The sequence below is a fragment of the Streptococcus lishijunsis genome, assembly GCF_047290665.1.
Lineage (GTDB): Bacteria > Bacillota > Bacilli > Lactobacillales > Streptococcaceae > Streptococcus.
Map to the genome: position 1 here is coordinate 85,701 of NZ_JBLBUC010000003.1, position 21,359 is coordinate 107,059.

General features: G+C 40.8%; 20 protein-coding genes, 2 pseudogenes and 1 other annotated feature. Of the genes and pseudogenes, 2 read left to right on the forward strand and 20 right to left on the reverse strand.

Annotated elements, in window-relative coordinates; genetic code table 11:
• Nucleotides 1-16: 16 nt before the first annotated feature.
• A complete protein-coding gene (gene miaA, locus ACLN19_RS02715; protein WP_413383023.1) occupies nucleotides 17-913 on the reverse strand; it encodes a tRNA (adenosine(37)-N6)-dimethylallyltransferase MiaA in 897 nt (298 codons plus the stop codon).
• A gap of 126 nt (nucleotides 914-1,039) precedes the next feature.
• Here miaA and ACLN19_RS02720 point away from each other — a divergent pair, with 126 nt between their 5' ends.
• Nucleotides 1,040-1,222 (forward strand): DUF3042 family protein, encoded by a 183-nt coding sequence (locus ACLN19_RS02720; RefSeq protein WP_413383025.1) that lies wholly within the window; start codon nucleotides 1,040-1,042, stop codon nucleotides 1,220-1,222.
• Between the two features lie 49 nt (nucleotides 1,223-1,271).
• Here ACLN19_RS02720 and uvrC read toward each other — a convergent pair whose 3' ends face one another.
• The 18 genes and pseudogenes from uvrC to rplJ all read right to left on the reverse strand — a co-directional run bounded on the left by uvrC (nucleotide 1,272) and on the right by rplJ (nucleotide 15,444).
• Complete coding sequence (gene uvrC, locus ACLN19_RS02725) at nucleotides 1,272-3,068, reverse strand: excinuclease ABC subunit UvrC (protein ID WP_413383027.1); 1,797 nt, start codon at nucleotides 3,066-3,068, stop codon at nucleotides 1,272-1,274.
• A 78-nt stretch (nucleotides 3,069-3,146) separates the two neighbouring features.
• Nucleotides 3,147-3,701, reverse strand: coding sequence for a TetR/AcrR family transcriptional regulator (locus ACLN19_RS02730; RefSeq protein ID WP_413383029.1), 555 nt, complete (start codon nucleotides 3,699-3,701; stop codon nucleotides 3,147-3,149).
• Nucleotides 3,702-3,802: 101 nt separating this feature from the next.
• A complete protein-coding gene (locus ACLN19_RS02735; RefSeq protein ID WP_413383032.1) occupies nucleotides 3,803-4,327 on the reverse strand; it encodes a hypothetical protein in 525 nt (174 codons plus the stop codon).
• An 80-nt stretch (nucleotides 4,328-4,407) separates the two neighbouring features.
• Nucleotides 4,408-5,100, reverse strand: coding sequence for a putative quinol monooxygenase (locus tag ACLN19_RS02740; RefSeq protein WP_413383034.1), 693 nt, complete (start codon nucleotides 5,098-5,100; stop codon nucleotides 4,408-4,410).
• 37 nt (nucleotides 5,101-5,137) lie between these two features.
• Entirely contained in the window at nucleotides 5,138-6,055 is a 918-nt protein-coding gene (locus ACLN19_RS02745) for an amidohydrolase family protein (RefSeq protein ID WP_413383036.1), read from the reverse strand.
• Between the two features lie 105 nt (nucleotides 6,056-6,160).
• Nucleotides 6,161-6,328, reverse strand: a complete 168-nt coding sequence (locus ACLN19_RS02750) for a hypothetical protein (protein WP_413383038.1) — start codon at nucleotides 6,326-6,328, stop codon at nucleotides 6,161-6,163.
• 19 nt (nucleotides 6,329-6,347) lie between these two features.
• Nucleotides 6,348-6,680 (reverse strand): hypothetical protein, encoded by a 333-nt coding sequence (locus ACLN19_RS02755; protein ID WP_413383040.1) that lies wholly within the window; start codon nucleotides 6,678-6,680, stop codon nucleotides 6,348-6,350.
• 146 nt (nucleotides 6,681-6,826) lie between these two features.
• Nucleotides 6,827-8,232, reverse strand: a pseudogene (lacG, locus tag ACLN19_RS02760) (6-phospho-beta-galactosidase).
• A 53-nt stretch (nucleotides 8,233-8,285) separates the two neighbouring features.
• On the reverse strand, nucleotides 8,286-8,726 hold the full coding sequence (locus ACLN19_RS02765) for a lactose/cellobiose PTS transporter subunit IIB (RefSeq protein WP_413383128.1): 441 nt from the start codon (nucleotides 8,724-8,726) through the stop codon (nucleotides 8,286-8,288).
• A pseudogene (locus ACLN19_RS02770) lies at nucleotides 8,699-9,971 on the reverse strand (lactose-specific PTS transporter subunit EIIC); the annotation flags it as partial. The pseudogene ACLN19_RS02770 and the gene ACLN19_RS02765, both read right to left, overlap by 28 nt.
• Nucleotides 9,971-10,288, reverse strand: a complete 318-nt coding sequence (gene lacF, locus ACLN19_RS02775; RefSeq protein WP_413383042.1) for a lactose-specific PTS transporter subunit IIA — start codon at nucleotides 10,286-10,288, stop codon at nucleotides 9,971-9,973. The pseudogene ACLN19_RS02770 and the gene lacF, both read right to left, overlap by 1 nt.
• A 23-nt stretch (nucleotides 10,289-10,311) precedes the next feature.
• Nucleotides 10,312-11,145, reverse strand: coding sequence for a PRD domain-containing protein (locus ACLN19_RS02780; RefSeq protein ID WP_413383044.1), 834 nt, complete (start codon nucleotides 11,143-11,145; stop codon nucleotides 10,312-10,314).
• A 163-nt stretch (nucleotides 11,146-11,308) separates the two neighbouring features.
• Nucleotides 11,309-12,292: a tagatose-bisphosphate aldolase gene (gene lacD / locus ACLN19_RS02785; protein ID WP_413383046.1), complete on the reverse strand. Its 984-nt coding sequence runs from the start codon at nucleotides 12,290-12,292 to the stop codon at nucleotides 11,309-11,311.
• 1 nt (nucleotide 12,293) lies between these two features.
• Entirely contained in the window at nucleotides 12,294-13,226 is a 933-nt protein-coding gene (gene lacC / locus ACLN19_RS02790; RefSeq protein ID WP_413383048.1) for a tagatose-6-phosphate kinase, read from the reverse strand.
• 9 nt (nucleotides 13,227-13,235) lie between these two features.
• On the reverse strand, nucleotides 13,236-13,751 hold the full coding sequence (gene lacB / locus ACLN19_RS02795) for a galactose-6-phosphate isomerase subunit LacB (RefSeq protein WP_413383050.1): 516 nt from the start codon (nucleotides 13,749-13,751) through the stop codon (nucleotides 13,236-13,238).
• Between the two features lie 15 nt (nucleotides 13,752-13,766).
• Nucleotides 13,767-14,189: a galactose-6-phosphate isomerase subunit LacA gene (gene lacA / locus ACLN19_RS02800; RefSeq protein ID WP_413383052.1), complete on the reverse strand. Its 423-nt coding sequence runs from the start codon at nucleotides 14,187-14,189 to the stop codon at nucleotides 13,767-13,769.
• Nucleotides 14,190-14,511: 322 nt separating this feature from the next.
• The gene (rplL, locus tag ACLN19_RS02805; protein ID WP_413383054.1) at nucleotides 14,512-14,880 is read right to left on the reverse strand and encodes a 50S ribosomal protein L7/L12; all 369 of its coding nucleotides are present in this window, start codon (nucleotides 14,878-14,880) and stop codon (nucleotides 14,512-14,514) included.
• Between the two features lie 66 nt (nucleotides 14,881-14,946).
• Nucleotides 14,947-15,444 (reverse strand): 50S ribosomal protein L10, encoded by a 498-nt coding sequence (gene rplJ, locus ACLN19_RS02810; RefSeq protein WP_413383056.1) that lies wholly within the window; start codon nucleotides 15,442-15,444, stop codon nucleotides 14,947-14,949.
• A 28-nt stretch (nucleotides 15,445-15,472) separates the two neighbouring features.
• Nucleotides 15,473-15,607, reverse strand: a sequence feature (ribosomal protein L10 leader region).
• Between the two features lie 324 nt (nucleotides 15,608-15,931).
• On the opposite strand from rplJ, the gene ACLN19_RS02815 reads away from it, so the two are divergent.
• Nucleotides 15,932-18,064, forward strand: coding sequence for an AAA family ATPase (locus ACLN19_RS02815; RefSeq protein ID WP_413383058.1), 2,133 nt, complete (start codon nucleotides 15,932-15,934; stop codon nucleotides 18,062-18,064).
• Between the two features lie 592 nt (nucleotides 18,065-18,656).
• Here ACLN19_RS02815 and ACLN19_RS02820 read toward each other — a convergent pair.
• On the reverse strand, nucleotides 18,657-21,350 hold the full coding sequence (locus ACLN19_RS02820; RefSeq protein WP_413383060.1) for a cation-translocating P-type ATPase: 2,694 nt from the start codon (nucleotides 21,348-21,350) through the stop codon (nucleotides 18,657-18,659).
• Nucleotides 21,351-21,359: the final 9 nt, after the last annotated feature.

Genomic DNA, 21,359 nt, shown 5'->3' on the forward strand with positions numbered 1-21,359 from the left:
GTCTTCTAAAAGTGCTTTAGGATTGCTTGGTTTCTGATAAAAACGCCTTGACTCTCTGTATCATCTTGTCATGACTATTCTCGTCGTCAATCCTATACCAATCCACATCCATACGATTACGAAACCAAGTCAACTGTCGCTTGGCAAAGCGACGTGTATTCTGCTTTAGAGATGCAACCGCCTCATCTAAAGATACCTCACCTCTAAAATAAGGAAATAGCTCTTTATAGCCAATAGCACGACTAGCTTGCGCATCAGGATAGTGGTCATAAAGCCACTTAGCTTCGTTTAAAAGTCCTTGTGAGAGCATACTATCGACCCTAGCATTGATACGCTCATACAACTGCTGTCTATCATCATCAAGTCCGATTAAAAGAACATTATAGGCTGGCTTTGTATTTTCTGTCTGTGATGAAAACCGCTCAAGCTCCAAAGCTCGTGTGGCACGTCTGCGATTATACTGAGGAATCCTAAGCCCCTTTTGCTTCACGATAGCCTCAAGCTCCTCATCAGACAAACTTTCCAGTTCTTTACGATAAGCTAGCACTTCATCTTGATTGACCTTACCACCTAGATGATAGCCCTCTAATAAACTTTGCACATAAAGTCCAGTCCCTCCAACGACAAAAGGAACCTGTCCTCTTGAGTCAATTTCGACTATCGCTCTCTGAGCTTCCTTGACAAAGTCAAAAGCAGAATAAGACTCACTAACGTCTCGCACATCAATCAAATGATGAACAACACTAGCTTGTTCTTCTTGACTGGCTTTAGCTGTCCCTATATCCAGATGACGATAGACCTGCTGACTATCACCACTGATGATCTCTCCACCAAAGCGCTTAGCTAGCTCAATTCCTAACGCTGTCTTACCAACAGCGGTCGGTCCAACTACACAAATGATATTCTGTGTCACAAATCTTCTCATCCTTTTCCATTTTTTACTTGCTATTTTCATAAGCATGCGTTACTATAATTATAACACAGATGCTGAGAGGGAAACCTTTCAAAATCATAAAAGCTATTTAAAGGAGATATTATTATGGCTAACAAACATCATTTTTCATTTGCTAAAGGTTTTGTTATCGGAGTAGCAGCTACTGCAGCTGCAGTGACAGGAGCTGTTTACGCAGTGAAAAAAACAATCATTGATCCTGAAGAAGAAAAAGCAGCTTTTATCGAAGAAAACCGTAAAAAAGCTGCTCGCAGACGTGTTTCTCACTAATACTAATCTGCTATAAGCATTAAAAATCAAGGCTAAGCCTTGATTTTTTTTATTGTGTATCTGTCATCTCCAACGCCAACTTTTCTTTGATTGCTTTAGCAACTGCTCTAGGAATCCCACAACTTACGATGTCTTCAAGACTAGCCTTTTGAATAGCCGTTAGGCTCTTAAAATGCCTCATCAGCGCTTGTTTACGTTTTGGTCCCAAGCCACTTATACCATCTAGTTTAGATGAAAATGAGTTTTTAGAGCGCAATTGACGATGAAAGGTAATCGCAAAGCGATGCACTTCATCTTGAATACGCTGTAAGAGGAAGAATTCCTCCGATTGACGCTTTAATCCAACGACCTGCAAAGGATTTCCAAAGAGTAATTCATGCGTCTGATGTTTATCATTTTTTTGCAGACCCGCTACTGGAATACTAAGACCTAGCTGGTCTTCAATCACTTCTTTAGCCACATTGACCTGACCTTGCCCGCCATCAATAATAATAAGATCAGGAGGGGTCAACCCTTCACGTAAAACCCTACTATAACGGCGATAAATCACTTCTTTCATACTCGCATAGTCATCAGGACCAACAACGGTTTTTATCTTAAACTTACGATACTCTTTTTTGCTTGGCTTACCATCAACAAAGACAACCATAGCAGATACTGGGCTTGTCCCTTGGATATTGGAGTTGTCAAAAGCTTCAATACGCACAGGTGTCGGTATCTTCAATAATTGCCCCAAGTGTTCAATCGCACCATATGTCTTTTTAACATCTTTTTCTAATAAATCAAACTTTTGCTGCAAACTAACACGCGCATTTTTAGTTGCTAAATTGACTAATTGCTTCTTTTCTCCTCGCTGGGGCTTGATGACCTTGACCTTACTCTTGACTAAGGCTTGCACCAAGTCTGCATCAATCGCTTGCGGGATAAAGATTTCTTTTGGCAATAAATGCTTTTGGTCTTGGTAAAACTGCCCCACATAAGTCAGAAAATCTTCCTCGGGTTCATTGTAGTAAGGAAACATATTGACATCACGTTGGATGAGTTTACCATTACGCACAAAAAAGACCTGTACACACATCCAACCTTTATCGACAGCATATCCAAAAATATCACGGTCTTTCATATCTTGGTGAATGACCCTTTGTTTAGTCCGTAAAAGCCCGATAGCTTCGATCAAATCACGATATTCTGCTGCTCTTTCAAACGCCATCTCCTCAGATGCTTTTAGCATTTTATCTTTCAGACCGTCAATAATCTTATTATCCTTGCCGTTTAGAAACTGCTTGACATCTTCTGTCAACCCTTGCCAGTAAGCCTTTGTCGTATGGCAAATGGTATGGGCATTACATTGCCCTAAATGGTAATAAAAGCAGACTTTATTAGCAGGATTAGTGCATTTTTTAAACGGAAAAAGACGATCTAGCAACCGTTTTATCTCTGAGGCCGCACCTGAATCTGGATAAGGCCCAAAATAGATACCGTCTTGTTTTTTGACTTGTCTGGTAATTAAAAGCCTAGGATAGTGTTCATTGGTGATTTTGATATAAGGATACGACTTATCATCTTTGAGTTTGATATTGTATTTAGGCTTATTTTCTTGAATCAAGTTGATTTCAAGAAGGAGCGCTTCGGTATTAGAGCTCGTAACGATATACTCAAAATCTTCAATCTCAGAGACCAATAGCTCTGTCTTTGTATTGTGGCTACCGTGAAAATAGGAGCGGACACGATTTTTAAGATTTTTAGCTTTCCCTACATAGATAATGGTACCATGCTTATCCTTATGTAGATAACATCCAGGGCTGTCTGGTAGTAGAGATAGCTTATGTTTGATCAGTTCATTCATACTGTTTATTATACCATATAGCAAAGACTATCGCTCACGTTTACAGTCAAAAAGACTGAGCACCTCAGTCTTTTTAAATCAATCTGTAAAGACGTCACCAGTCCAAAACTCATAGACCATGGTTGCCATCTCTTGAGTGCTGACACGACAGTGATTTTCAAACCACTTACTTTTCATTTGCACAAGACCACCAAAAAGATAGGTCCACAAATACTCAGTATTAGGACCTAAATCAGGATTAAAATAGGGTTCAACATAGGGTTTTAAGCCTTTTTCATACACCAAAACAATGTCATTAACAACCCACTGGGCATTTTGCTGGTATAAGATTTGAATCCCTTTTTGATAATGCAACCAATAATCAAAATATGCACGCAAAACCTCAACCAAGTGCTTAGGGTGTTTACTGTCAATCATTGAAAAGCATTCTTTATACATTTGGTCAAGGCATGTTTTTAGGACATCATCTTTAGATGTAAAGTGACGGTAAAAAGTCTGTCGCGTCAACGAAGCTTCTGCGACAATTTCCTTAATGGAAATCTCATCAAGAGGTTTCTCATGCATTAGTCGCAAAAGAGCTCGGATAAATAAATCTTTTGAACGCTGGCTTCTTCTACTAATCAGTTCAGCCATTTGATTCCTCCATCTTATATACTTTTAACCCGCAAACAATACCATTTTTAGCTTAAATAAATATTAAAATGTAAAAATCACTATCTCATCATACGCTCAACTTATTCGTCCTGAAAGTCGCCTTGCCGCTCAATGATACGCATAATCGCCTTTAACACATGATACTCATCAATCAATTGCGCCACCAAAGGGTAGTGAGTATCACTCAGGCGTGTTCCCATCAATTTTTGAGATAGCTGGTAAAAGCTCGTCACATGCTCTTCAACGCTCAACAACAATTCCTTAGTGTCTTTCAAACGGTATTTCCGTGCCAATTTCTGAAGTTCATTAGTAAATAATTCATAATTACGCTCATGAATCGTTTTACCGTCATCCAACAGATCTAAAGCCTTGTAGCAAGTCACAAATACATGATCTACGGTATTGCAAACAAAAATAATACCAGATTCTGAGATGTATTTTTCACGTTTAGCGTCTATATGGCTGTCTTTCGTGTACGATGTTAGACTACCCGTTTGTTGTCGAACCCATTTACCAAGAGCCTCTTTTGATACCCCAAAGCGCTCTAATGCACGTTTTGCGAAATGATCTGTATAAGTATATTCTGGTCCGTAAGACAATCCCATAAACACTCCTCCCATCTCCCAATGCCTAGCTCAGCCTCTAAATACTAGGAACACAGGACAACAACACTCAAGACTGCTAACTATCTATCAGATTGCTTTGTAAACGCTAAACCACCTCTACTTATCGCAACTATATTGTCCAAATCAAGTAGCTGCTTATCCTCCAACATATCCTTGGTTGCTGTCAGATAAGTCGCAAAATGCTTGGTCTGACGATGTCTTTTATAGGCAAGAGCATCTTCATAGACTTCCACAAAATAATAACGTCCTGCTTTTGTCTTATCTTGTGTAGCATACATAGCCAAAACACCCTCTTCTTGGGACATGGATGTTTTCATATTAGTCAAAACACTCTCTTCAAAGGCATCTTCTTGCCCCTTTTTGACATCGATTTGAGCTGATTTAAGGGCATAGTGCCCAGCCCCTAGCCACACACCAGCAGGTAGCTTCTCGCTAAGAAAAAGTGCCTCCACCTCATAGACCTCTCGCTTGGTCAACTGATGAGCAACTTCTTGAACATAGTACTTGTATTGTGGTGACTGACGATGCAGCTCGTAAGCCTCAGTATCTTGATAAACCTCAAAGACGATATTGTCTGTTGGCTCTTGTGATACCCTAGCCACATACATGGCTAGCGTCCCTAGCTCGTCTGCATAAGAACGCCTAAGATTTGTCTCGCCTACCTGATAAAATCGTTCTTTAGCAGTCTCATCAACCCCTAGACGAAATAAATGCACAATCGGACGTTTCCCTGATACGTCTTTATCTGTCATGATACTATCTCCTTTTCTTATGATGATTGAGTCTCTTCTAAGCTTTTTCTCCAGCTAACAACCGTTCAATGTTCCTAGAAAAGAGAGCTTTTTGCTCATTTTGGGCTAAATCTAGCTGGCTAATAGCTTCTATAATAAGCTCCGTAGCACCAGATGGTAAGACACCAAGCGGTGCATCCGTCCCAAAAAGGACATGGTCAATTCCAAAATAATCAATGGTCAAAGCCAGCGCCTTGGGATTACCTAAAATCGCTGTATCGACGTAAAATTTCTTAAAGTCCTCTGCTTGCTTCACAGGCAATATATGCTCTATTCGTCCGCTAAAGAAAGGTACCATAGCTCCTGCATGATGCGAAATGATTTTCAAGTGAGGAAAGGCTTGAAAATAGCCTGCTGACACAATCTCAAACATAGCTTGCGTTTGTTCATATTCCCATGTAAACACAATGTTATTATCAGGTTTTCGCTCATCAAAAACAGGGTGTAGCCAGATAGGAATATCGTACTTAGCACAAGCCTCAAAAATAGCTCTAAAGCGCTCATCTGCCACCGACAAGCCCAAATGCCTTGAAAATAACTGCACGCCTACTATCTGAGAATGCTGACAGACAAAGTCCTTGATAATCTCTACACTACCTTCAACATCACTAAGGCAAAGCATAGCCACTCCACCCAAAAACTGCTCAGGATAAGCCTTGAGCGTCTCTAGCAACTCTTGATTGGCTTCTTTAACCAAAGCTAGCGCTTCTTGCTTATCTAAAATGTCCTCTGGATTGGCATTGACAAACGAGATGATCTGCTTAACATCTTTTGGCTGCTGAGAGCATCGTAGGGGGATATCGGTCAACAAGGGGTGAGTTAAGAATGGCATCTTCTGTGTCAAGCTGGGATCAAGTGCCTGCATTTTTTGAAAAAAGCGTGGTAACATAACATGAGCAAATACATCTATTTTCATTCTGATCGTCTCCTTTTTCCTTATCAGCATATAGTATAGCAGTTTTTTAGCTCTTTGTCCTAACCACCCTTCACTCAACCAACTAGCAAGCCAGTCAAACAAATCTTAGATATCCCTTTTACTGTTGATATAAGCGTGTAAAACTATCCAAGCCTCACGTAAACCTCCTATGATAATTAGCCACAAGACAACAGCACTTAGTAACTGAGCAGCCTCTGGTAAATAAAGTGATAGCAGAACATTAACTAATAGTAACACTGCATAAAATAGCATGATATTGCCTCCCAAAACACTAATCATCCTTAACATGCCTAATAACGTTTTTAAAAGCGATTAACTGCCATACCAATAGCCCCACTAAAGACCATCTGTTGATCCATATACAGATGATGATACCTACCATAGCTATCAAGACCGCCACAACTATCCTGTTTTGAGATTGTTTGTAGTGCTTTTTCTTTGGATAAGACGGTAAGTCAAGTAGCATCCAATAGCAAACAAAAGCCAACGACACAAGCAGCTCATTGAGAAACGATATTTCCTTATGAAAACCATAAAAAGCTAGGATAGCCAAAAGACCGTTTAAACACAAACTCAACATCAATAACTTAAGAAATCGTCTCATCAGCTCACCTAAAACCTCTCTAGACTCCAATGCGTCATCTTTATTATAACATAAAACGCTTACATAGCTACTTAAAACCTCTACTTAGGCAGTCTGATAAAGACACTAACTAATAAGTCCCTCCTAAGTAAGAAGGGACTTTAGTCTTATTTAATCACATGGCTTTTTGCCACTTTTTTGTACCAATACGCACTTTGTTTGGGGTAGCGTTCTTGGCTATCAAAATCAACGTAGAAAAGACCATAGCGCTTGTCATAGCCATTTGACCAAGAAAAGACATCCATCAAAGACCAGATAAAATAACCCTTGACATTAGCGCCATCACCAATAGCATCTGAGATGACCTCTAGGTGCTTGGTGACATAATCTATACGCTCCTCATCTTGAACTGTCCCATTGATGAGCTTATCTTTATAGCCAAGACCATTTTCAGTAATATAGATTTTTTTGTAGTTTGGGTAATCCTTTGTCACACGCATGATTTGGTCATAAAGCCCTTTAGGATAGATAATCCAGTCCCAATCCGTCTTTTGAACATGATCAGGTGTTTGACGTTTACCAACCCCCTTTATCTGATAAGAAGAGCTACCTTTTTCACCTTTACCATTATGGACAATCTCTGTCTCGCCTGTAAAAGAGGTCATCCAATCACTCATGTAATAGTTAATCCCTAAAAAGTCATTGAAATCCTTTGCGGCTTCTAAAGCTTGAAAATCTTCCTGACGTAAATCCAACTTACCACCAGTCATGCGTAGGATATGACGCACACCTTCAAGCGTACTTTCTGAATAATATCCCAAATAAGTCGCATCTAAGATAAATTTATTATGAATGATGTCCTCAAGCTCTGCAGCGCGCCTATCCTCAGAGCTTTGGCTATCATAAGGGTATTTAGTCGGTAGCGCGTGAACGACACCAATCTCACCAGTATAGCCAAGCTCTTTATAGCACTTGATAGCTCTAGCATGAGCTACCATCATATTGTGATGAGATTGAAATAACTTAGCCAAGTCATAGTGAATACCTGGGGGAAATTTACCAACGAGATACTGACCATCACCAATTGGACCAATTTCATTAAAGGTTGTCCAATACTTGACCTCTCTAAATTCCTTAAAACAAAAGCTAGCGTAATCTACAAAGTAATCAATCGTATCACGGTTGAGAAAATCCCCTTTTCATGGAGATAAGCTGGTGTATCAAAGTGATGAAGGGTCACAAACGGCTCTACATGATGTTTATGACACTCATCAAACAAACGATGATAAAAAGCTACACCTAAGGGATTTACCTCTCCGTAACCCTTTGGAAAAATGCGTGACCATGCTATCGAAATCCGAATAGCCTGAATGCCAAACTGCTCACACAGCGCCAAATCCACAGGGTAGCGATGGTAAAAATCAGAAGCAGGCTCAGCTGTGTACCAATAATTATCCTTGAGATACTTATCCCAAGCCACAGGCCCCTTGCCGTCTGCCGTTGTACTGCCTTCTGCTTGGTAAGCAGCCGTTGCCCCACCAAATATAAAATCTTGCGGTAATGTCTTAACCATATCCTTCTCTCTATCTAATCAAAACGCTCTATCTCACATCTAAACCTATTTCGTTATAACATCTGTCTCACAAAATCAAGCGCCGCTTTTCCATCTCGTGTCAGACGAATATACTGAGCCCCTTGGGTCTTAGCCAACTTAATTCCTAGCCCATCTGTTTCTTGCTTGATGTCTGCATAATTCGATGCTACTTGAGGTGCTAAGATAACCAAATCATACTCTTTTAAAATATCACGGTGAGCACCATAACCTGTTGCTGTGGCAGTAATCTCTAGCTGATACTCTTTGGCTGCTTTTGTCAATGCATTGGCAAGAAGACCACTGGTCCCTCCTCCAGCACATAAGACAAGCACATTGATAGGGTTCTCTAGGGCATTTGTCAGACTCGCCTCAGAACTAGGACTAGTCTCTTTAGGCTGATAATCAGAGGTTGCCTTTACTGGTTGTTCACTTGGACAAAGTTCTTTTTTAGCAGACTTCTCCTCTGCTAACACCTGCTCATCATATACTCTCAAAAAAGGGTAATAAATCAAACCGTCCACGACTACTAAAAGTAGCGCTAACAGTATCGCTAAAGGTGCAAAATTAGTCCCCATAATCAAACCTAAAGGGCCTGGAGTTGTCCAAGGTAGATTGACGCTAAAACTATTCATATGCAGTGTATCCACAAAAAATTTAAACAACCACACATTGACTAGAGGTGCCGTGATAAAAGGGATAAAAAAGATAGGATTTAAAACGATCGGTGCACCAAATAAGAGCGGCTCATTGACACCAAAGATAGTCGGGATAAGCGACGCCCTTCCCATAGCCTTATTTCTTTTTGATTTGCACAAGCACATAAACATCAAAGGGACAACCAAAGTCGCACCTGTGCCTCCCATAGTCGCAATAAACATCTGCGTTCCTGACGTCAACACCTTATCCGCATGCTCTCCTGCTTGTAGCAGCTGAAAATTGGTCTCAATATTAGCATAAGTAATCGCAGCAATTGCTGGCTCCACGATAGATGGCCCATGAATACCAACAAACCAAAACAGCGCATAAGATCCAAAAATAAGGCTAATCCCTACATAGCCATCGGCCGCTCTAAACAAAGGCTCAAACAAATGCGAAATCGCCTCGGCTACTGTTGTCCCCACAACATGTACGACCAGTAAATCAATCGCATAAACCAGACAAATAGATAAGGCATAGGGAATCACATCCTTGAAGGCCTGCGAGACATTTGGGGGAACTTCCTCTGGCATCGCAATACTAACATGACGCTTAATACAGAATTTATAGACATTAACCGTGACAAAAGCAGCTAAAAAAGCACTCAGTAAGCCTTTGGTACCCATATAATCACTTGAAAAACCATCTCTAATAGCCTCTGATGATAGGAGCAAAAAGGCTGATATAGAAGCAATCATCGTCGAGAGGAGATTGATCTGATTTGTCTTTGGCAATTCTCGGTTAAAGGCATCTGTCAATGATTTAGCCGTTGTTGCGGCTACTAAGACGGCCACAATCCCCATAGTATAAGCATAAGGCTTCATGATAATTACCTCAATATCTTTTGACCAGCTAAAACCAAAGATATTAGGCACATAAGCAACCAATAAAAATAAACTCGAAAACAAAATAGCAGGCATGGCTGCGATAAAGCCATCACGAATAGCTCTTAGATAGACATTTCGAGATACCTTTTCAAAAAAAGGCTTGCCACGCTCAATAAAAGCAATCAAGGTCTCCATCACATATCACTCCTCTTGTATAACTCTAAGATATGTGTCATCATATCTTTTAACAATAAGGTCGTCATCAAATGGTCCTGCCCATGCATAAGCGTGACACTAAAGGCTAAATCACTACCCGATGCTTCTTCCTTTAGCAATCGTGTTTGCGACTGATGAGCCTCTATGATAGCCTCATTAGCTGCCTCACATAAAGCATCAGCTTTTTGAAAATCACCTGACTTAGCAGCAGCTAAGGCTTCCAACAAGTGTGAGCGTGCGTCTCCAGCATACGCCACAATTTCAAAACCCAATAAGGTCAATTCTTCTTTATCCATAATCCTCTCCTTTCATCGTGTCCTTATAATAGACGTTGAATATGCAATATAATATAAAAGCGCTCACTACTGCCAACAGGCTTATTCAAAACCTCCTTAATGACCTCAAAAATCTCACTACCAATGGCATAAGCTTTGGGATCCTGCGTTTTAATGTAAGCCTCCAGATCACCGACAGAAGCATTTTGACCTACTGTCTTATCTAGGTAATGGATAAAATAAGACAAATGAATCATGAAACGGTCATAAAAATGACGATTTTCTGGTGTTTTAGAGATGCCATGAATTGCTAGGATACGCTCCACTGTTACCATAATCTGCTGACTAATCTCCTGCAGATCATGACTAGCAAGGTACTCTTCTCCCTTAGCATTGATAAAATGAAGAGCAATGCGACAGACCTCCTCATCAGGTAGCTCAGCTAGTAGCTCTTGACGAAATAACGTTAGCGCTTCTTTAGCGATTTGATACTCTAGCGGGTATTGATGAGAAATATCTGGTAGCTTACTATGGCGATAAGTAGCCGTCAATACCGCCTGATAAGCGCAGTATATATGATCTGTCAAGGTGACGTAGAGATACTCTTGGACAGGATAGTGATACGTTTTAATCAAACGGCTGATGATAGAGTAAGTGACTGAGATCACATTTAAGGGGATTTCCTGTAAAGAGCTCAGCACATTATTTTTAACCTCTTGATTTTTCAAGGCAAAGACGGTCTCTATCTTATCTTCAATGACAAGATCTCCTTTTTTCTTTTGAAAAGCAAGCCCTATCCCCATGACAACCGCTTGATTGCCCTCTTCATCTTTGACAAGAGCCGCATTATTATTTAGCGACTGTATAATCCTAAACATATCTTCCTTCTATATCCTCCTAAGCAAAAAAGACTACAAACAAACTGAGGACTCCCGTCTCACATTCATTTGTAGTCTTGCCTAATCGAATTAGTGACAATCCACCCTATTTCTACTAATATACTTTTATTATACCACATTTCTCACAAATGTAAACCCTTTCTTAGATATCTTTGTCTCTCTCCATCCAAGATGTTGCGCTCTGAGATAAAACTGCCTCCAAATCCTCCATATGCTTACGTCCATGACTTTCTAGCCATTGACGTGCTGCTTTAGATCCTTGTTGGATATAGACAGGCACTACTCCAGCCCAAGTCGCACGACCGCACAAAACGCCATTAAAACGTGCTCCAGACGCATAGGCAAAGCCTAAGGTTTCTTGAAAAAGCTCTGCTGACACGCCTGCACTCAAATAAATATACGGCAGATGGGTCGCCTCATTTTGCGCTTTAAAATAGTCTGCTGCTTCTTTCTGGCTATAAGCCACCTCACTTCCATAGCCTTCCACATAAGACATATTGACAGGAACTTCTACTTTTAAGACATCAACACCAAAGCGCTGGTCTGAAAAGACCTTCATCGCCTCAATCACCTTTCTAGGCTTGATTTTAGCAAAGTCAAGACTATTCGTATCTGAAAGACTTTCATCATAGCTTACAATTTCCAAGAAAAACGGCAGGTCTTCAGCCTGACATTCTGAACCTAGTCGCTCAATGTAGGCTTTTTTCTGATTATTGACCGCTTCATTGCCGTCACAATCATAATATAATAAAAACTTAATCGCCTGTGCGCCTGACTCATGCAATCGCTTGACAGACCACTCCTCTAAGCAATCTGGCAAGCGAGAGGTAGATTGACTATCATAGCCTGTTTTTTCGTAAGCCAAAAGCAAACCGCTCCCTTCACTACGCACCAACGACGCCTTCAAGCCAAACTCTGGATCTAAAAGAATAGAGGACGCATATGGTGTCAATACCTCAGAAACCAAGGCTTTTAACTCTTCTATCTGCTTACTAGTAGGCTCTTTGTCTTGATAGGTTGCCATCATCTTCTTAAGCGCACCTCTTTGGTCAAACGCTAGCGCTGAAATGATACCTTTACTGTCACTGACAGACTCTAACCCTTTTCTTTTTCCGACTGTTAACATCTTAAACCTCCACGACTCTTATCTCATCATACAACGTATCTGCACCATCTAAATCAACATAGCCCGTCTCTTCTGCTTGGGCATTTAACATGCCATACAGATTGGCTTTTTTCAATAAACTCACATCATCTAAACCTTCCACTAAGCTTGATGCAATACCAGCGACACTTGAGTCCCCAGATCCGACAGGATTGACCACCCTCACTTTAGGAATATAAACACGATAACAACGCTCTTTGTGTTTTGCAAAAACCCCGTTATCACCTAATGAGACGATAAGCCACTCAATCCCTTCAAATAAGTCGTCTGCTAGGATTGCTTTAAGCGTCTCATCATCATCGCTCACTTTGCTATCTAGCAACTCGGCAAGCTCATCTATATTAGGTTTGATGACCGTGGGCTTATAAGGACTTTCTAAAACCTCTTTCAATGCCTGACCAGAGCAATCTAAAACCACTTTAGCGTTTTGCTGCTGACACAGCCCTATCAGCTCTGCATAATAACCACTAGGCAGGCCTTGAGGAAGACTTCCTGACATGACTACAACCTTATGATTAGCAAGTAAAGACACTAAATGACTTGTGAATATAGCCAGCTCAGCTTCATCAATCACTGGTCCCTGCTCTAACAACTCTGTCTGATGCGTACCATGTAACAGAGCGATACATTGACGTGTCTCACCAGCAATTCTCACAAAATCATGCTTAATAGCCCTCTCATCTAGTGATTTTTCAAGATAACGACCTGTCTCACCTCCCATAAACCCTGTCGCAAGCACTTCTTTTCCGACTTGGTTGAGAACACGAGTGACATTTAAGCCCTTACCACCCGCACTCTTACGCGCAGCTTTGACACGATTAACCGTATCAATCTCTAGCTTATCCAGCTGATAAGCCATATCTAAAGAGGGGTTCAATGTTATTGTTAGTATCATAATAATCTCCTAATCGTGATAATCGCCACGAGCCCACTTGTCAAGAAATTCATCGAAAAATTGCGGACTCATCTGCTCTTGATGGCCTGTCTCAAGATGGCTTATTTTAGCAATCAAGTCCTGATTTTCCTTACTTGGTTTGTAGCTGGCTTTGATAAACGCATCGATGATATCACACATGAGTAACTCGCCTGTAATCTTTCCACCAAAGCCGATGACATTAGCATTGAGCTCTTCTTTAGCATAAAGAGCAGAAGTCATATCACGAACCAAAGCGGCACGTACCCCAGCAACTTTATTGGCTGCATTGTTGATACCAACACCTGTCCCACAGATACAAATCCCAAGCTCAGCTTCCTTATTGGCTACAGCCTCTCCTACACGCTTTCCGTAGATGGGATAGTGGGTTCTGACATTATCATAGGTTCCAAAGTCAAGCACCTCATAACCCTGCCCCTTTAAGTAATCTACAACGGCTATCTTTTCAGCAGTGACGATATGGTCACATCCAACGGCAATTTTCATGGTAACGCTCCTTTATCAGCACATCTTATTCAACATATCGACACGAATCTGGTGACGACCACCGTCATAATGCCCTTGAACAAAGCCTTTGACGATATTTTTAGCCACCTCGTGTCCGACGATTTGACTTCCTAGACTAATCAAGCGAGCATTATTATGCCCTCTAGTCATATAAGCAGAGCGCTCATCAGAGACCACAGCAGCAATCATACCTTTAACTTTACTAGCTGTCATAAAAGGCCCGACACCAAAACCGTCAATAACGATCCCCAGATTCGCTTCATCTTTGAGTAGCTCCGACACAACACTTAATGTTGTATCCACAAAATCCTTACCAGCACTAACATCCTTAACCTCATAGCTACTAGCCATTAAATAATCCCTAATAACCTCTTTTAGCTCATCCCCCATAGGGTCAGCTCCAATAATGATAGTCATATCATTCTCCTCAATATCCTAATAACACACATCTTTAACATGATGAAACACAACGATTTTGCAAAATCTAAAAAGGAGTCCTACACTTTTATGTTTATATTATACACCTAAACAAACAATAAATCAACACAAAATGTTTTATAAAACAAAAAAACAACACAAATGTGTTGTTTTTAACAGGGATAGGGACATTAGCCTATTCATTTTTATGGTTGAATAAATCACAAATGAGTAAGCTGATGTTATAGCATACATCTAGTCATTTTACACAAAAAAACCTCCCACTCTAAGAGTAGGAGATTTAATGAGTAGGTAAACTCGATTATTTAAGAGTTACGCTAGCTCCAGCTTCTTCAAGTTTAGCTTTAAGTTCTTCAGCTTCTGCTGCAGCAACACCTTCTTTAAGAACTGATGGTGCGTTATCAACAAGAGCTTTAGCTTCTTTAAGACCTTCACCTGTGATTTCACGAACGACTTTGATAACAGCAACTTTTTTGTCACCACCAGAAGTCAATTCAACGTCAAATGAATCTTTAGCAGCACCTGCATCAGCAGCGCCAGCAGCAGCAACTGCAACAGGAGCAGCAGCTGTTACACCAAATTCTTCTTCGATAGCTTTTACAAGGTCGTTAAGTTCAAGGATTGAAGCTTCTTTAATTTCAGCAATAATGTTTTCAATGTTCAATGCCATTGTTGTTTCCTCCAAAATGTTTTTTAATAAATCAAATAATAATGTAGCGCTAAGCTACCTGAAGCATTAAGCTTCTTCTTTGCTTTCTGCAACCGCTTTGACAGCGTAAGCCACATTGCGAACTGGTGCTTGAAGCACTGAAAGGAGCATAGAAAGCATACCTTCGCGGTTTGGCAATTTAGCAAGAGCATCAATTTCTTCTTTAGTCGAAACAGCACCTTCGATAGCACCACCTTTAATTTCAAGTGCATCAGCAGTTGCTGCAAATTCGCTAAGAATTTTAGCTGGTGCAATAACATCCTCATTTGAGAAGGCTACTGCAGATGGGCCTACAAAGACATCTTTCATGTCGTCAAGACCTGCTTTTTCAGCTGCACGTGTCAAAATTGAGTTTTTGATAACTTTAAATTCAACACCGCTTTCGCGAAGATTGCGACGAAGAACTGTATCTTGCTCAACTGTAAGACCACGTGAGTCAACAACAACGATACTTGCTGCTGCTTTCATCTTTTCAGCGACAAGTTCGACTTGTTCAGCTTTTTTAGCAATAATTGCTTCACTCATTAGTTTTACCTCCGTTTTTATTTTTGGGATAGGCACAAAAAAATCGTACCTAAACCTAGACACGAAAGTACAAATACGTTATTTTCAAATCACGTTTTGTGCCTCGGCAGGAATATTATGAGCACTGCTCCCCTGCTGTCTTAGGTCAGTTTTATTTAAAACCTTTATTAGTATATCGTAGTGTTTCTACTTTGTCAACGGTTTTTACTATTTTATTTTTCTTTTATTTTTATCATTAAACGAAACAAAAAATATTATAGTATCATTTTTGAACTATTTTTATTTAAAAAAATTTAATATTTTTGTTGTTTTTCTATTGACATTTGTCAATAATAGGAGTATAGTATCATATAGAAGGTCATCAGATAGGCTTTGTTAGCTTGAAACATCGCACCTCTCACAATTGATATGCTTTATAATGACGATGACACTTCATTTTCCACTATTCATAGAATAGTATCATTTTTAAAAAACGAGGTAATTATTTATGGCAAACAATTATTATGGACGTGACCCTTTTGGCAATATGGACGATATTTTCAATCAACTTATGGGAAATATGGGCGGCTACAATACTGAGAGACGCCGCTATATGATAAATGGGCGTGAAATCACCCCTGAAGAATTTGACGTTTATCGTAAGACAGGTAAACTTCCTCATCAAATAGACCCAACCCAAGCACAGGCTAAAACACCTAAAGCAGACGGTATCCTAGCGACTCTTGGTACTAATATGACAGAGCAAGCTAGACAAAATGAGCTTGACCCTGTTATTGGACGCAATCAAGAAATCCAAGACACAGCTGAAATCTTAGCGCGCCGTACTAAAAACAACCCTGTTTTAGTGGGGGATGCTGGTGTCGGAAAAACAGCTGTTGTCGAAGGTTTAGCGCAAGCTATTGTCAGTGGTGATGTCCCTGCTGCAATCAAAAATAAAGAGATTATTTCCATTGACATCTCTGGGCTAGAAGCTGGTACACAATATCGTGGTAGCTTTGAGGAAAATGTCCAAAATCTTATCAAAGAAGTCAAGGAAGCTGGCAACATCATCCTCTTCTTCGATGAAATTCATCAGATTTTAGGCGCTGGCTCAACAGGTGGCGATAGTGGCTCTAAAGGGCTAGCAGATATTTTAAAACCTGCGCTATCTCGTGGTGAGTTGACTGTTATCGGTGCGACTACACAAGATGAATACCGTAATACTATTTTGAAAAACGCTGCGCTTGCTCGTCGCTTCAACGAAGTAAAAGTCAACGCTCCTTCTGCCCAAGATACCTTTAATATCTTGATGGGTATCCGTGATTTATATGAAAAACACCATAATGTCATCTTGCCTGATGATGTCTTAAAAGCAGCTATTGACTATTCTGTTCAATACATCCCACAACGTAGTCTTCCTGATAAAGCAATTGACCTTATCGATATGACAGCAGCTCACCTTGCAGCACAACACACTGTAACTGACCTCAAGTCTATCGAAGACGAAATTGACAAACAAAAACAAGCTCAGGAAGACGCTGCCGCTAAAGAGGATTACGAACAAGCACTAAACGCTAAAGCACGTATCGAAGAGCTTGAGGCACAAAAAAATAATCACACTGAAGGTCAAAAAGTCACTGCCAGTGTCAATGATGTCGCACAATCTGTCGAGCGCCTAACAGGTGTTCCAGTCTCTCAAATGGGAGCTAGCGACATTGAGCGCCTCAAAGAAATGGCTGGACGCTTGAAAGGCAAAGTCATCGGTCAAGACGAAGCTGTACAGGCTGTCGCTCGTGCTATCCGCAGAAATCGAGCTGGCTTTGATGAAGGTAATCGCCCTATCGGAAGCTTCCTTTTTGTCGGTCCAACTGGTGTCGGAAAAACAGAGCTGGCTAAACAACTAGCACTTGATATGTTTGGTTCTAAAGATGCTATTATTCGACTAGATATGTCCGAATTTAGCGATCGTACCGCTGTCTCAAAACTCATCGGCACAACTGCTGGTTATGTGGGCTACGACGATAATAACAACACCCTAACAGAGCGTGTCCGTCGTAATCCTTATGCTATCATCTTACTTGATGAGATTGAAAAGGCAGACCCTCAAGTCATCACCTTACTACTTCAAGTCCTTGATGATGGTCGTCTGACAGATGGTCAAGGCAATACTGTTGATTTCAAAAATACCGTTATCATCGCCACTTCAAATGCTGGATTTGGTAATGAACAACTCACTGGCGATACTGCTAAAGATATGGCTATCATGGACCGTATAGCACCTTACTTCCGACCTGAATTCCTCAATCGTTTCAACGCGGTTATCGAATTTTCACACCTTGGTAAAGACGATTTAGATGCTATCGTTGACTTGATGTTGACAGAAGTCAACCAAACTATCGCTAAAAAAGGCATGGATCTTGTTGTGACAGATAGTGCCAAAGCCTACCTGATTGACAAAGGTTACGATGAAGCGATGGGGGTTCGTCCACTTCGCCGTGTTATTGAACAAGATATTCGTGATCTCATCACTGATTTTTACCTAGAACATCTTGATGTCAAACATCTTTTAGCAGACTATGTGGATGACAAGATTGTTATCAGTGAGCGACAAGATGATACTAACGACAGCTCTAATGACTAATATAAAAAACAGACTATGAAAAGAATCTCCTCATAAGGAGGTTCTTTTTTCATGCCAAAAAGGAAGTCAAATCACCAAATCTCCACCTGCGTTCAAGTTATAGGGAGGTAAAGGCTATCTCAATACAAAATCCTGACAGGGGACTTCTATTGTCAAAAATTACGGGTAAAATCAACTAATCAAGTCTTAACTTAGTCAATAACATATCAAGAAGACTCAAAAAAACTATCGCCTCATCCCAATCCTAAGACTATCTTGCGCTGTATGTCCATCCTATCAACAGTATCTCCAAAAATAAGACCACTATTGATGCGACCATTTCTCATTTTGCTAAGAAAAATTGTTATAATAGCACCTGCGAGAACTTCTTTTCGCACTTGAAAAATGAGTCCTTGAGACTAGACCACCTGAGAATAAACAAACTCACCTCCGTCCAATCAGGGAACACATCAACTGGTATAGCGACCACAGACCACAAGAAACATAAAAAGGTATGACTCCCTTATTATTAGGGAATCATACCTTCTAAAAAACTAACTTTTTTAACTGCTCATTTATCTGAGCTTGACGGTAGCAAGATACCTTTTAGCTATTAAATAGCTTTTTTATCTTGCCCAGTAGCACGTTGGATAGCTTTGACAAGCTCTACAAAGACAACCATCAACAAACTACCAATCACAACGACTACCCACTGTGTCACAGAAAGATGTGAGACATGGAAGAAGCCGTTGAAGCCTGGGATAACAATAGTTGCCATCAACAAGACAAAGGCTATCGGTACAGACCAGTTAAAGAGTTTATTTTTAAATAAACCAACCGTAAAGATAGACTGATAAACCGATTTCACATTAAAGGCATGAACTAGCTGAATAAGACCAAGTGTCGCATAAGCCATAGTCAGTGCATCCTCATGAACTTCATGATAAGTCGTATGCTCTGGATACAGTAGCGCCCAGCCATAAACACCTAAGACAAGTAAGGTTTGTAGGATACCTTGATAAATGATGGCTCCCATAACACCACCAGAAAAGAAGCTTGACTTGCGTCCACGTGGCTTATGTGTCATCACACCAGGCTCTGCTGGCTCAACACCAAGCGCAATCGCAGGTAGCGTATCGGTCACAAGGTTAATCCATAAGAGGTGTACTGGCTCTAACACATCCCAGCCAAATAGAGTTGCAAAGAAAATCGTAAAGACCTCAGCCATATTGGCAGATAGGAGATATTGGATAGATTTTTGGATGTTTGAAAAGACCTTACGCCCTTCTTCAACAGCAACAATAATCGTTGCAAAGTTATCATCAGCAAGCACCATATCTGAAGCACCTTTAGATACCTCCGTACCAGTGATACCCATACCAATACCGATATCTGCTGTCTTTAGTGATGGAGCATCGTTGACCCCATCACCTGTCATGGCAACGACCTTACCATCATTTTGCCAAGCCTTAACAATACGTACCTTGTGCTCTGGTGATACACGCGCATAAACAGAATATTGCTTGAAGACTTTTTGGAATTCCTCATCCGACAACTCATCTAGCTCAGCACCCGTAAAGACATGATCTTCTGTATCCGCTGGATCAATGATACCAAGACGCTTAGCGATAGCTTCTGCTGTATCTTGGTGGTCTCCTGTAATCATAATCGGACGAATACCTGCCTCTTTGGCCACACGAACAGCCTCAGCTGCTTCTGGACGCTCAGGGTCAATCATTCCGACCAAACCAGCAAAAATCAAGTCTTTTTCGACAATCTCAGATACCAAATCTTCTGGAATATCATCGATAATCTTATAAGCACCTGCTAAGACACGCAAGGCTTGATGCGCCATTTCAGAATTGTTTTCACGAATAAGAGCAGACACTTGCTCAGTAATCGGAGCAATATCGCCTTCTTTATCACGCATAACACAGCGTTTCAAGAGCTGATCTGGAGCCCCTTTGACAGCTACTAAATATTGACCATTAGCTAGTGGGTGAATCGTTGACATAAGCTTACGCTCAGAGTCAAACGGTAACTCAGCTACACGAGGATACTCTTTTAAAAAGGCAGCCACATCATAGCCCTTATCAAGAGCATACTGGATAAAGGCTGTCTCGGTTGGATCACCTATCAGTTTGCCATCAGCATCCATCTTAGTATCATTAGCCAAAACAACTGAACGTAGTAAAGGTAATTCTAAGCCTAACTCAACACTATCAGACGAGTCATGCAACTTAGCATCGTAAAACAGCTTTTCAACTGTCATCTGATTCATCGTTAGAGTCCCTGTCTTATCAGAGGCGATGATTTCAGTAGAACCTAGCGTCTCAACAGCTGGTAACTTACGAACGATAGAGTTACGCTTAGCTAATGTCTGTGTTCCTAACGATAGAACTACTGTCACGATCGCAGGTAAGCCTTCAGGAATGGCCGCAACAGCTAAGGCTACCGCTGTCATCAAGCCTGAGAGTGGTTCTTCCCCTCGTAAAAAGACACCTACTGCAAACGTGATCGCCGCAATAATAATAACCACATAGGTCAAAAATTTAGAGAGTTGATTCAAGCTTTGTTTCAGTGGTGTGTCTGTTTCATCAGCATTAGCTAGCATCCCTGCGATATGACCAACTTCTGTGTACATCCCTGTATTTGTCACAAGACCGACACCACGTCCATAGGTCACATTGGAATTTTGATAGGCCATATTGACACGATCACCAATACCTGCATCAAGAGCTACATCTGCTAGCACATCTTTTTCAACAGGGACAGACTCACCTGTTAAAGCTGCTTCTTCGATTTTTAGAGACGCTGACTCAAGCAGGCGCATATCCGCTGGTACCACATCGCCAGCCTCTAAGAGAACAATATCACCAGGAACCAACTCTCTTGAGTCAATTTCCGTGACATGACCATCACGGCGTACACGCGCTAAGGGACTGGACATGTTTTTAAGAGCTTCAATAGCAGCTTCTGCTTGCCCTTCTTGGTAAACACCAAAAGCAGCATTTAGCACTACAACGGTCAAGATAATAATAGCATCTGTAATGCCTTCGCCACCTGAGGTGATCACAGATAAAATAGCGGCAACCAACAAGATAATAATCATCAAATCCTTGAACTGATCCAAGAATTTCGATAGAAGGCTACGCTTTTCGCCTTCTTCAAGTTCATTGTGCCCATAAACCTCAAGTCTCTTAGAAGCTTCCTGGCTGCTTAGACCTTCTTGAGTCGAGTCAACAGCAGCCAGCACTTCTTTAGCACTTTCAGCATAAAAGGCTTCCTTTTTTTGCTCTTTTGACAAGTTTTTTGT